Origin of the sequence: Streptomyces atratus, from assembly GCF_014648655.1 — a bacterium.
Classification (GTDB): domain Bacteria; phylum Actinomycetota; class Actinomycetes; order Streptomycetales; family Streptomycetaceae; genus Streptomyces; species Streptomyces atratus.
In genome coordinates this window covers 22083-34339 of the sequence record NZ_BMRN01000033.1, presented here as the reverse complement: position 1 = coordinate 34339, position 12257 = coordinate 22083, and the positions used below count along the sequence as shown (strand labels likewise).

13 protein-coding genes are annotated in these 12257 nt (G+C 72.4%); 12 read left to right on the top strand and 1 reads right to left on the bottom strand.

Features of this window, described 5'->3' with window-relative positions:
• The first annotated feature begins 378 nt into the window (after positions 1-378).
• The 11 genes from IEZ15_RS32835 to IEZ15_RS32785 all read left to right on the top strand — a co-directional run bounded on the left by IEZ15_RS32835 (position 379) and on the right by IEZ15_RS32785 (position 10934).
• Positions 379-573, top strand: a complete 195-nt coding sequence (locus IEZ15_RS32835) for a hypothetical protein (RefSeq protein WP_189280617.1) — start codon at positions 379-381, stop codon at positions 571-573.
• Between the two features lie 212 nt (positions 574-785).
• Positions 786-1550, top strand: coding sequence for a CoA transferase subunit A (locus IEZ15_RS32830; protein ID WP_189280616.1), 765 nt, complete (start codon positions 786-788; stop codon positions 1548-1550).
• A complete protein-coding gene (locus IEZ15_RS32825) occupies positions 1550-2203 on the top strand; it encodes a CoA transferase subunit B (protein WP_114248659.1) in 654 nt (217 codons plus the stop codon). Before IEZ15_RS32830 ends, IEZ15_RS32825 begins: the two co-directional genes overlap by 1 nt.
• A complete protein-coding gene (locus IEZ15_RS32820; protein WP_189280615.1) occupies positions 2203-3393 on the top strand; it encodes a thiolase family protein in 1191 nt (396 codons plus the stop codon). The genes IEZ15_RS32825 and IEZ15_RS32820 overlap by 1 nt, the downstream gene beginning before the upstream one ends.
• 11 nt (positions 3394-3404) lie before the next feature.
• Positions 3405-4175 carry a protocatechuate 3,4-dioxygenase subunit beta gene (gene pcaH / locus IEZ15_RS32815; protein ID WP_189280614.1) on the top strand — a complete coding sequence of 257 codons (771 nt, stop codon included), beginning with the start codon at positions 3405-3407 and terminating at the stop codon, positions 4173-4175.
• Positions 4175-4741, top strand: a complete 567-nt coding sequence (pcaG, locus tag IEZ15_RS32810; RefSeq protein ID WP_189280613.1) for a protocatechuate 3,4-dioxygenase subunit alpha — start codon at positions 4175-4177, stop codon at positions 4739-4741. The genes pcaH and pcaG overlap by 1 nt, the downstream gene beginning before the upstream one ends.
• Positions 4728-6212 (top strand): 3-carboxy-cis,cis-muconate cycloisomerase, encoded by a 1485-nt coding sequence (gene pcaB, locus IEZ15_RS32805; RefSeq protein ID WP_189280612.1) that lies wholly within the window; start codon positions 4728-4730, stop codon positions 6210-6212. Before pcaG ends, pcaB begins: the two co-directional genes overlap by 14 nt.
• Before the next feature lie 58 nt (positions 6213-6270).
• A complete protein-coding gene (gene pcaDC / locus IEZ15_RS32800) occupies positions 6271-7443 on the top strand; it encodes a bifunctional 3-oxoadipate enol-lactonase/4-carboxymuconolactone decarboxylase PcaDC (RefSeq protein ID WP_189280611.1) in 1173 nt (390 codons plus the stop codon).
• Positions 7444-7448: 5 nt separating this feature from the next.
• Positions 7449-8627: a 4-hydroxybenzoate 3-monooxygenase gene (locus IEZ15_RS32795; RefSeq protein ID WP_189280610.1), complete on the top strand. Its 1179-nt coding sequence runs from the start codon at positions 7449-7451 to the stop codon at positions 8625-8627.
• Between the two features lie 190 nt (positions 8628-8817).
• The gene (locus tag IEZ15_RS32790) at positions 8818-10512 is read left to right on the top strand and encodes an IclR family transcriptional regulator domain-containing protein (RefSeq protein WP_189280609.1); all 1695 of its coding nucleotides are present in this window, start codon (positions 8818-8820) and stop codon (positions 10510-10512) included.
• 116 nt (positions 10513-10628) lie between these two features.
• Positions 10629-10934 carry a transposase gene (locus tag IEZ15_RS32785; protein WP_189280608.1) on the top strand — a complete coding sequence of 102 codons (306 nt, stop codon included), beginning with the start codon at positions 10629-10631 and terminating at the stop codon, positions 10932-10934.
• A 34-nt stretch (positions 10935-10968) separates the two neighbouring features.
• On the opposite strand, the gene IEZ15_RS32780 is transcribed toward IEZ15_RS32785, so the two are convergent.
• Positions 10969-11190, bottom strand: a complete 222-nt coding sequence (locus IEZ15_RS32780; protein WP_189280607.1) for an IS3 family transposase — start codon at positions 11188-11190, stop codon at positions 10969-10971.
• A gap of 182 nt (positions 11191-11372) precedes the next feature.
• On the opposite strand from IEZ15_RS32780, the gene IEZ15_RS32775 reads away from it, so the two are divergent.
• Entirely contained in the window at positions 11373-12101 is a 729-nt protein-coding gene (locus tag IEZ15_RS32775) for a DUF6333 family protein (protein ID WP_114248651.1), read from the top strand.
• Positions 12102-12257 lie beyond the last annotated feature (156 nt).

Genomic DNA, 12257 nt, shown 5'->3' with positions numbered 1-12257 from the left:
GCGACGAGCTCGCGCGCCACGCCGGGGTCACGCCCTCGACCGCGACGTCGCATCTGAACCTGCTCGTGAGCGGCGGGCTCCTCGTCGAGGAGCGGCACGGACGCCACCGTTACCTGCGGGTGGCCGACCGCAGAGTGGTCGAGCTGATCGAGAGCCTCGCCTCACTGGCCCCACAGCAAGCCGCCCGACCCCGTTCGCTGTCGGCCTCCGGCCGTCAGCAGGCACTCGCCCGTGCGCGGCTGTGTTACGACCACCTGGCAGGAGCCGTCGCGCCGGCGATCAACGACGCGATGGTCGGGCGCGGCCTTCTGGAGTGGGGACCCGAGCCGGGTCTGGCCGATGGCGGTGCGGGCTGGCTGGCCAAGGTCGGCATCACCCGTGCCGAGCGGCTCGCGCAGGCAGCGGCTCGGCGGCGCCGTCATCGAGGGCGGCAACGCCGGCCTCGGATTCACCACCTTCGCCACCGCCGCCGTGCTGGGCGCGGCCGCGATCTGCCTGGTGCCACTGGCTCTCCGCGCCCGGCGCGGGGCGGCCACGCAGCAGACCTCGGCACTGGCCGGTGCGACCGACTGACGCCCCGCCCCGCCTCACGAGTGACGTGATCGGACGCGCCCGCGGAACCCCGGCCGACGCCAGGCGTTCCGCAGGCGCGTCCGTTCGATGCGGCGGGTGCGCCTGGAAACCCCGACGTCCAAAACCGTTGACGAACCGGGCGCCACGGGATCAGAATGAAGCAACAATATGAACTTAAGTTCATCTGGCGAACATCAGAAAAAGGCGGGCGGATGGACAAGGTGGTCGCCTCGGCCGCAGAGGCCGTGGCAGATGTCCACGACGAAGCGTCGTTCGCGGTCGGTGGCTTCGGGCTCAGCGGCGTACCGAACACGCTGATCCAGGCGGTGTTCGACACCGGAGTCGGCGGACTGGGCGTGGTCTCCAACAACTGCGGCGCGATGGACTCCGGCCTTGCGGTCCTGCTCTCGGCGGGCCGGATCGCCCGGGTCACGGGCAGCTACATCGGCGCGAACAAGGAATTCGCCCGGCAGTACCTCGCAGGTGAGCTGGAGGTCGAGCTCATCCCTCAGGGCACCCTGGCCGAGCGGCTGCGCGCCGGCGGTTGCGGCATCCCCGCCTTCTACACGCCGGCCGGCGTCGGCACACAGGTCGCCGACGGCGGACTGCCCTGGCGCTATGACGGCGCGGGCGGGGTCTCGGTGTCATCACCGCGCAAGGAGACCCGCGCGTTCGACGGTGTCGAGTACGTGCTGGAGCGGGGCATCACCACCGACTTCGCACTGGTCCGGGCAGCCAGGGGGGACCGGCACGGCAACCTGGTCTTCAATAAGTCGTCCCGCAACTTCAACCCGCCGGCAGCCATGGCGGGCCGAATCACGATCGCCGAGGTCGAGGAGCTGGTCGAGCCGGGCGAGATCGACCCGGACCAGGTCCATCTGCCGGGCATCTTCGTCCAGCGAGTGGTGGCGCTCACCCCCGAACAGGCCGTGGACAAGAAGATCGAGAAGCGCACGACCCGGGAGGTGTCGGCCTGATGGCCTGGACGCGAGACGAGATGGCCGCCCGCGCGGCCCGCGAGCTGGGCGACGGCGAGTACGTCAACCTCGGCATCGGGCTGCCCACGCTGATCCCCAACCATCTCCCCGCCGGTGTCCAGGTCGTCCTGGAGTCGGAGAACGGCATCCTCGGCACCGGCCCGTTCCCCTCCGAGGACGAGGTCGACCCGGACCTGATCAACGCCGGCAAGGAGACCGTCACCGTCCTGCCCGGCGCCTCCTTCTTCGACTCGGCGCTCTCCTTCGGGATGATCCGCGGCGGCCACATCGACACCGCCGTGCTGGGCGCCATGCAGGTGTCCGCCCGCGGCGACCTCGCCAACTGGGCCGTTCCCGGGAAATTGGTCACCGGCATCGGCGGGGCCATGGACCTCGTACACGGGGCCCGGCGGGTCATCGTGACGATGACCCACACCGCCAAGGACGGCAGCCCGAAGATCGTCGAGGAGTGCACGCTGCCGCTCACCGGCCGGACCTGCGTCGACCGCGTCATCACCGACCTCGGTGTCCTGGACGTCACCGACGACGGCCTCGTTCTGATGGAGAGCGCCCCGGGCGTCACCGCCAAGGAGATCCAGCGCCTCACCGCCGCCCCGGTCCGGATCGCCGCGGCCACCGAAGGGAGCGGGTGATGACCCGTCAGCTGCGCGACGTCTACATCGTCGACGCCGTACGCACCCCGGTCGGCAAGTACGGGGGCGCCCTGTCAGGCGTGCGCCCCGACGACCTCGCCGCAGGAGTGCTGCGGTCCCTGCTGGCGCGTACGCCGGACCTGGACCCGGCCCGGATCGACGACGTCTTCTTCGGCAATGCCAACGGCGCCGGCGAGGAGAACCGCAATGTCGCCCGGATGGCCGTGCTGCTCGCCGGGGTGCCCGTCACCGTCCCGGGCAGCACCGTCAACCGGCTGTGCGCATCCGGCCTCGAAGCCGTGATCCAGGCCGCCCGCGCCATCGCGGTCGGCGACGCCTCGGTCGCCGTCGCGGGCGGCGTGGAGTCGATGAGCCGCGCCCCCTGGGTGCTGCCCAAGCCCTCGCGCGCCTTCCCGGCCGGCAACCAGGAGCTGTTCTCCACCACGATCGGCTGGCGCATGGTCAACAAGCGCATGGAACCGCAGTGGACCGTCCCGCTCGGCGAGGGCGCCGAACTGATCGCCGACCGGTACGGCATCACCCGCGAGCAGCAGGACGCCTTCGCCGTGGCGAGCCACGAGAAGGCCGCCCGCGCCTGGAAGAACGGCCTGTACGACGGCGAGGTCGTGCCCGTCGAGGGCGTCGGCCTCACCCGCGACGAGACCATTCGGGACAACACGTCGCCGCAGTCGCTGTCCGGGCTGAAGCCCGTCTTCCGCCCGGACGGCACGGTCACCGCCGGCAACGCCTCGCCGCTCAACGACGGCGCCGCCGCGCTGCTGCTCGTGGACGAGGAAGGTCTGAGGGCCACCGGCCGTGAGCCGCTGGCCCGCGTCCGGGCCTCGGCCGTCACCGCCGTCGAGCCGCAGCACTTCGGCCTCGGCCCCGTCGAGGCCGTCGGGAAGGCCCTGACCAGGGCCGGACGCGGCTTCGACGACCTGACCACGTTCGAACTCAACGAAGCCTTCGCCGCCCAGTCCCTGGGCTGCCTCGCCGAATGGCCCGGCCTCGACCCCGCAGTCGTCAACCCGCGCGGCGGAGCCATCGCCATCGGTCACCCGCTCGGCGCCTCCGGTGCCCGTATCGCCGGAGCCGTCGCCCACCAGCTCGCCGCCGCAGGCTCCGGAACCGGCCTCGCCGCCCTGTGCATCGGCGTCGGACAGGGCCTCGCCCTGGTCCTGGAAAGGTAGGAAACCCCCGTATGACCACCCCTCTGACCCAAGGTCGCATCTCCGAGGAAATAGCCGAGCGGCGCGAGGCCTACACCAAGGCCGTGACCGTCGGCGCGCCCGAACGCAGCCACCCCGACCGCGGCTACGCCCCGTACCGCAGCAGCGTCCTGCGCCACCCCGGCAAGCCGCTGGTAGCCCTGCACGACCCCGAGGCCGTGGAACTCTCCGGCCCGGTCTTCGGCGTCACCGACGTCACCGCCCTCGACCACGACCTCACCCGGCAGCACCAGGGCGAGCCACTGGGCGAGCGGATCAAGGTCACCGGCCGGGTCCTGGACCGCGACGGCCGCCCGGTGCGCGGCCAGTTGGTCGAGGTCTGGCAGGCCAACGCCTCGGGCCGTTACGCCCATCAGCGCGACGACCACCCCGCCCCGCTCGACCCCAACTTCACCGGCGTGGGCCGCTGCCTGACCGACGACCAGGGGGCGTACGAGTTCGTCACCGTCAAGCCGGGTGCCTACCCCTGGCGCAACCACGTCAACGCCTGGCGTCCTGCCCACATCCACTTCTCGCTCTTCGGCAACGCCTTCACGCAGCGGCTGATCACCCAGATGTACTTTCCGGGGGACCCGCTCCTCGCCTACGACCCCATCCTCCAGTCCGTCACCGACGACTCCGCGCGCGAGCGGCTCGTCGCGGCGTACGACCACGACCTGTCCACCCCCGAATGGTCGCTCGGCTACCGCTGGGACATCGTCCTCGACGGTCCGGCCGCCACCTGGATCGAGGAGGGCCGCTGATGTCCACCACCCCGTCGCAGACCGTGGGACCGTTCTACGGCTACGCGCTGCCCTTCGCCAAGGGCGGCGAGATCGCCCCCGCCGGACACCCCGACGCCCTCGCCGTCCACGGCTACGTCTACGACGGCGCGGGGGCTCCCGTCCCCGACGCCCTCATCGAGATCTGGCAGCCCGCACCCGACGGCTCACGCCGCGGCGCGCCCGGGTCGCTGCGCCGCGACCCCGTCACCGGAGCGGTCATCGGCAGGAGCGACGTCGGCTTCACCGGCTTCGGCCGGGTCGGGACCGACGCGGACGGCCACTACGAGCTGCGTACGATGCCGCCCGGCGGCGTCCCCTATCTCTCCGTGATCGTCTTCGCCCGTGGTCTGCTGCACCATCTGCACACCCGGATCTACCTGCCCGGCCTGACCGACACCGTGACCGACCCGCTGCTGGCCGGCCTGGAGCCCGAGCGCCGCGCCACACTCCTCGCCGTCGCCCACGGGGAGCGACTGCACCGCTTCGACATCCGGCTGCAGGGTGACGCCGAGCACGAGGAGACGGTCTTCCTTGCCTTCGACTGACTCCTTCGAGGACCTCGGCCTGCTCTCCCCAGGGCCGGCCGGGTCACCGGTCGAGGCCGCCACCGGCGACGCCGCCTACGTCCGCGCGATGCTTGATGCCGAAGCCGCGCTGACCCGCGCCCAGGCCGCACTGGGCCTCGCCCCCGCCACGGCGGCCGAGGCCGTCACAGCGGCGGCCGCCGAGACCGGCCGCTACGACGTCCGGGATCTCGCGTTGCGCGCCCGCTCCGGCGGCAACCCCGTCATCCCGCTCGTCGCCGACCTGACCGCGGCCGTCGCCGAGCGCGACCGGCAGGCCGTCGCCCATGTGCACCGCGGCGCCACCAGCCAGGACATCCTGGACACGGCCACCATGCTGGTAGCCGCCCGCACCCTGGAACCCGTCCTCGCCGACCTCGGACGCACGGCCGACGCCCTGGCGCGGCTCGCCGCCGAGCACCGCGACACACCGATCGCCGGACGCACGCTCACCCAGCACGCCGTGCCCACCACCTTCGGCCTCAAGGCCGTCGGCTGGCGCTCGCTGGTGCTCGACTCCCACGAACGGCTCGCGGCTGTCCGGGCAGCACTGCCCGCACAACTCGGCGGAGCGGCCGGCACCCTGGCGGCTTTCCACGCGTTCGCCGAGGCCGACGGCACGACCGCCGACCCGGATCCCGACCCGGATCCCGGCCCGGACCTGGGCCTGCGGCTGCTCGCCGGGTACGCCGCCGAGACCGGCCTGTCCGAGCCCACACTGCCCTGGCACACCCTGCGCACCCCCGTCGCCGACCTGGGCGGTGCCCTCGCCTTCACCGCCGGGGCACTCGGCAAGCTCGCCGCCGATGTCCTGCTGCTGTCCCGTACGGAGATCGGCGAACTCGGCGAGGGCAGCGGCGGCGGATCCTCCGCCATGCCGCACAAGGCCAACCCGGTCCGCGCCACGCTGATCGCCGCCGCGGCCCGGCAGGTCCCCGCCCTTGCCTCCGTGCTCTATGCCGGGCTCGCCGCCGAGGACGAGCGCCCGGCCGGCGCCTGGCACGCCGAATGGCAGCCCCTGCGACAGGCCCTGCGCCTGGTCGGCGGAGCCGCCCGCGACGCCGCCGAACTGGCCGAAGGCCTGCGCGTCCACCCGCACCGGATGCGGGACAACCTCGACGCCACCGACGGCCTGATCACCAGCGAGCGGCTCGCCGCGGTGCTGGCGGCCCTGATCGGCCGCGGCGAGGCCAGGAAGGCGCTGTCCCGGGCCTCCCGCCACGCCGTCGAGCAAGGCATGGAACTCGACGAGGCCCTCCGGGAGGAGCCCGGCATCGCCGGCGCGCTCCCACAGGACCGGCTGCGCGAACTGACCGACCCGACGCAGTACGCGGGCTCCGCGGGCGCCCTCATGGACCGCGCCCTGCGCCGCACCGGCGCCGCCCGGAACCGATCTGATGAAGCATCAGATGCCGACGGCGCCGGGCAGCCCCGCACCGGCCGGTGGCCGTGAGCCGTCCGCGAACCACCGCCCATCGGGCGGCCCCGCACACTCAGCACGAGGAGACCGCATGAGTATTTCTGCCCCCGCGCAGCGTCTGCTGCAGCACCGCGTGGACGGCCGGGACTCCGCCCCGCCGCTGATCCTGGGCCCCTCGCTCGGTACCTCGCTGGCCGTGTGGGACCCGCAGGCCCCGTCGTTGGCCCGGACCCACCGAGTGGTGCGCTGGGACCTGCCCGGCCACGGCGGCTCCCCGGCCGACCTGCTGCCCGACGGCGGCACCGTCGCCGACCTCGGGCGGCTGGTCCTCGGCCTCGCCGACGCGCTCGGCATCGAGGAGTTCGGCTATGCCGGCATCTCGCTCGGCGGCGCCGTCGGCACCTGGCTCGCCGTGCACCACCCCGAACGGGTCACCTCGCTCGCGATCCTCTGCTCCTCGGCCCGCTTCGGTCTGCCGGAGGGCTGGTCCGACCGTGCGGCACTGGTACGCGCCGAGGGCACCGGCCCGGTCGTGGAGACCGCCCCCGCCCGCTGGTTCACCGCGTCCTTCGCGGCCTCCCCTGCCGCCAGGGCGGTGGTCGACGACTTGGCCGCGGCCGACCCCGAGGCCTACGCCGGGCTCTGCGACGCACTCGCAGGCTTCGACCTGCGAGCCGAGCTGCCTCGTATCACCGCGCCCACCCTGGTCGTTGCGGGCCGAGAGGACCCCGCGACGCCCGTCGCACACGCCCGGGAGCTGGCCGACGGCATCCCCGGCGCTGCCCTGACCGAGGTGGCGCACGCCGCGCACCTCGCCAACGTCGAGCGTCCGGTGCCCGTCCTGGCCGCCCTGCTGGGGCACTTCGCGGCCGATGCCGCCCCGCCCGCGGACGACGCCTCCCGGCACGGCGCCGGCATGTCCGTGCGCCGCGCCGTGCTCGGCGACGAGCACGTCGACCGGGCGATCAGCCGCACCACCGACTTCACCGCCGGTTTCCAGGACTTCATCACCCGCTACGCATGGGGCGAGATCTGGACCCGGCCCGGGCTGAGCCGCCGAACCCGCAGCTGCATCACCCTCACCGCGCTTGTGGCCCACGGCCACCACGAGGAGCTGGCCATGCATGTGCGGGCCGCGCGGCGCAACGGTCTCACCCCCGCGGAGATCGAGGAAGTCCTGCTCCAGTCGGCCGTCTACTGCGGCGTGCCCGCAGCGAACGCCGCTTTCGCCGTCGCCAACCGCATTCTCGAAGAGGAGAACTGACCGCCATGGACCACACCACCGTCGGCATCATCGGCGGCGGCCCCGCGGGCCTGCTGCTCGCCCGGCTCCTGCACAACTCCGGCATCGACTGTGTCGTTCTGGAGAGCCGTGACCGCACCTACGTCGAGCAGCGCCAGCGCGCCGGCATCCTCGAGCAGAGCACGGTCGACGTGCTGCGGGAGTCGGGTGCGGGCGAGCGGCTGGACCGCGAGGGGCTGGTCCACGACGGCATCGAGCTGCGCTGGAACCGCCGGTCACAGCGCATCGACTTCCCGTCACTCACCGGCGGCCGCAAGGTGTGGGTGTACGCCCAGACCGAGGTCGTCAAGGACCTGATCACCCTTCAGGTGGCCGACGGCGCCCCGCTGTTGTTCCAGGCCCAGGTGACGGCGGTGGCCGGAGCCGACACGGACCGGCCCGTCATCCACTACACCCACCAGGGCCAGGAAAGGACGCTCAGCTGCGACTACGTCGTGGGCTGCGACGGATTCCACGGCGTGACCCGCAGGGCGGTTCCGGACAGCGCCATGAGCACCTTCGAGCGGGTCTACCCCTACTCGTGGTTCGGCATCCTGGCCGATGTCCCGCCGTCCTGCGACGAGCTGATCTACGCCCATTCTCCGCGCGGCTTCGCCCTGCACAGCATGCGCTCCCCCACGGTCAGCCGGCTGTATCTGCAGGTCCCGAACGGCACCGACACGGCCGACTGGCCGGACGACCGCATATGGGACGAGCTCGACGCCCGTTTCGCGATCGACGGCGACTGGCGGCTCGCCCGCGGCCCGATCACGTCCAAGGCCGTGCTGCCGATGCGCAGCTTCGTCACCGAACCCATGCGCTGGGGCCGGGTCTTCCTGGCCGGCGACGCCGCGCACATCGTGCCGCCCACCGGTGCCAAGGGGCTCAACCTCGCTGTCTCCGACGTCGTCGTGCTCGCCCGGGCCTTCACCCATCTGAAGGACAGCGGCTCCGCCGAACTGCTCGACGCGTACTCGGACACCTGTCTGCGCAGGGTGTGGCGCGCGGAGCACTTCTCGTACTTCATGACGACGACCTTGCACACCGACCCGGGTCAGAGCGCATTCGAGAGCCGGCTCCAGGTCTCGCAGCTGGACCGCGTCTCGTCGTCCCGGCACGCGGCCGCGGAGCTGGCCGAGAACTACGCGGGCCTGCGCATCCGTTGAACTCCTGCTGACGCAGCGGCGGTGCGGGGCCCGAAGAGGGCCACGCACCACAGGCGTTGCCCAGGGCCGGGCTCCGGTCATCCCGTCGGCGCAGGCGAAGCGGGAGCGCAGGACCAGACCGCCCCGCGCGGCCGAAGGGTCCGCCGGGTACGGTTTGCGCACACCCCGGAGGCTCGATGAGGAGGACCGCATGCCGCATGCCGCGACCGCATCCAAGGCGGACGCCGCGGAACCCGGCGGCGACCCGGTCGGACCGCTGGAGCGCGGGCTGGCCGTGCTGCGCGCCCTGGCCGCCCACCCCGGACCGCGGATGCGCCCCGGCGATCTGGTCCGCGCCACCGGCCTGGCCCGCTCCACCGTCGACCGCATCGTCACCACGCTCACCCACTTGGGATATCTGCGCATCGAGGACGACCGCGACGTGCTGCTCGCGCCGCGCCTGATGGAGCTGGGCAATGCCTATCTCGCCTGCTCCGGTCTCCCCGATGCCCTGGAACCGCTCGCCGTCGCGTTGGCCGACGAGCTGGACGAGTCGGTCTCGCTTGCGGTGCCGGACGGCGCCGGGGTGCGGTTCATCAGCCAGTCCACCCGGAGGCGCACCATGGCGCTGGCCTTCCGGATCGGCGACCTGCTGCCCGCCGAGCGCTGCGCCCCGGGCGCCCTCTTCGCCTCCGACTGGAGCCCAGAGCAGCAAGCGGCCTGGCGCACCCGGCTGCGCGAGGACCCTCGCGACGCCGGCTTCCCCGCCGTTCCTCCCCGCCCGGCGCCACCGGCCCCCGACCAGGTGGAGTCGGCCTTCCGGCAGCGGGTGGTGGACGCCCGGGACGCCGGCTGGGCCGTCGACGACCAGCTGATCGAGCCCGGTCTGGTCGCCGTCGCAGTCCCCGTCCACGCGCCCGACGGCAGCTCCGTGTGTGCGCTCAGCGTGGTCAGTCACACCAGCAGGCACAGTGCCCGGTCGCTGGCCGAGCACGCCCTGCCCCGGCTGCGGGAGTACGCGGCGCGGATGGAGGCGGCCCTGGCCTCCCCCTCGCCGGCGGCCACGCCGCACGCACCCGGCGGCCCTGACACCTCACGCGCGGTCAAGGCCGAGCTGGGTCCGGAATTCCTGCAGTCGCTGACCCGGGGGCTGGCCGTACTCACCGCCCTGGGGTCGGCACCCGGTGGGCTCACCCTGTCCGGCGCTGCGGAGGCCACCGGCCTGGCCCGCGCCACCGCCCGCCGGGCACTGCTCTCCCTCCAGCAGCTGGGGTACGCGGCACCGGCCGGTGAGGGGCGCCGCTTCACGCTGCTGCCCACGGTGCTGGAACTGGGCTACGCCCGGCTCTCCCGGCTGACCTTCGCGGAGATCGCGCAGCCCCATCTGGCGCGGTTGGTGGAGCAGGTGCACGACTCGGCGTCCGTCGCGGTGCTGGCCGACGACGACATCATCTACGTCGCCCGGGTGCACACGGTACGCATCATGAGCGTCAACATCACGGTCGGCACCCGCTTCCCCGCGTACGCCACTTCCATGGGCCGGGTGCTGCTGGCCGGTCTGTCCGAGCAGGAGGCGGCCGAGCGGCTGGCCCACGCCTCGGTGCGGTCGCTGACCCCGTTCACCCGGGTCGATGCCGCCGATCTCGCCGAGGCCGTGGCGCAGGCTCGACGGGACGGTCACGCCCTGGTGGACCAGGAGCTGGAGGAAGGCCTGCGGTCGATCGCGGTCCCGGTGCACGACCGTACCGGCCGGGTGGCCGCCGCCATGAACGTCTCCACCCACGCCAGCCGGGGCACCCTGGACGATGTGCGGCGAGCGGTGCTGCCCGCGCTCACGGCGGCAGCTGCCGCGGTCGAGGAGGACCTGGCGGTCGTGACGGAACGGGTCCGGCTCACGATCCCCTGACAGGTTCCGCTCACGATCCCCTTGGCGGGCCGGGCTCATATCCCGTGACGGGCCGGGGCGCCCGCCCTCGGGCGAGACCGTGACCGTGCTCTCCAGCACGGCGGGGCCCGGGCCCCGTGGATGCCCCCGAGACGCTGTGCCGCCCGGGTCGTTGCCACGTACGGGTCGTCCGGGCCGCGCGCAGGCCGGGCCAGGATCTCCGTCGGATCGGCGATCAGACCGCACGCTGCGACCTGAGGCCGATCCGCTCCTTCGTCGGCTTCCTCCGCCAGGACATCGATGCCGTCACCGCCGGACTCACCCTGCCCTACAGCTGCGGCGTGGTCGCGGGCCACGTCTGCGGAATCAAGCTCCTCAAACGGAGGATGCGCGGCCGCGCATCCTCCGTACTCCTCCGAGCTCGGATTCTCGCCCCACCGTGATGCTGAGGTTCCCCCGTTGTGCGGGAGGTGTTGATCAGCTGGTCGGAGTGGGGTGACGGGGATTCAGGTTCGCTTGTTCGGCCGTCGCTTGGCCTACGCAGTACTTTCCCTCGAACTCGATGGGGTCGGGCCGGCCGAGCCGTTCCTGGATACGCCGACGGTTGTAGAAGCCGTCGATGTACGCGAACAGCGCCAGGTTCGCCACGGCCCGGGTGGCGAAGACGCGCCCGCGCACGCACTCGGTCTCGATCAGCATCCACAAGTTCTCGGCAGGGGCGTTGTCGTAACTGTCCCGACGGACCCCATGCCCACACTCCCCGCCGCGACGTCTGTCAAGGGCCCTCGCTATCGTGGCGCCCTTGACGCTCTCCTCCCTCAGGGGAGGGGATTCTCACGGCTCGCGCCGTGATCCTTGCAGATAACCACGGAGGTGATCCGATGACTGACAACGATTTCTGGGAATGCCCGCCGGAGCAGGGCGTCGCGCAGCACGGGGAGTTCAGGCTAACCCTCATCGAGCGGCCCTTCCTCACCGGCGGAGGGGTTCTGCCCGCTCATGACCCGGCACGGGCGCGGGAGTTCGCCGCCGCTCTCGGCACCGTCGACACGGTGGTGGAGGAAGTCGACCGCATCGAGGCGACCCAGCAGCTTCCCTTGGCCACCCGCGCAGACCTCGACCTGGTCGGCGTCGGATGCTGGGGAACCGTGATCGAGATCAACGATCCCGCCCTGGTGTCCACAGGGGGGACCTTCCCCCTCGCGGAGCAGGCGGACGAGCTGGCCGAGCGCTTCCCCGGAGCGGTCATCATCGGCTCGGCGAGGATCGACCACAACGTGTCCTACGGCACCCACGTGATCTACCACCCGGACGGGGCACGCCTGTTCGCCGCAGGATGGAGCGGAGAAGAGGACTGGGACCGCGAAGGCACCCCGCAAGACGTCATCGGCGCCTTCGGCATCGGCCCCGATGCGTTGGAACGGCGAGGCATCGACCTCGACGCCGACCCCGGGTCCTTCTCCTGGGAAGGTCTTACGCGGCTCGCCCTCCAGCGCGTCACCCCGCTGCCCCGCAAGGGCCGCGCACTGTCCGTGTTCCGCGTCCGGCACACCGAAGGGACCACCGGCGACCTGGAGGACACCTGGATCGGCGAGTTCGACGAGTTCTGACCGTAACGATCCGGAAAAGACCGCGAGTTGGCGGGGACATGCCGTCTTAACTCCGGAACCCCCCGAACGACTCCCCCCTAGTGTGGACAACAGGCGGCGCAATCAGACCAGTTGACCTCGCGAGCCACGGCGCCGCGTTCCCAGGGGGAGAAACCA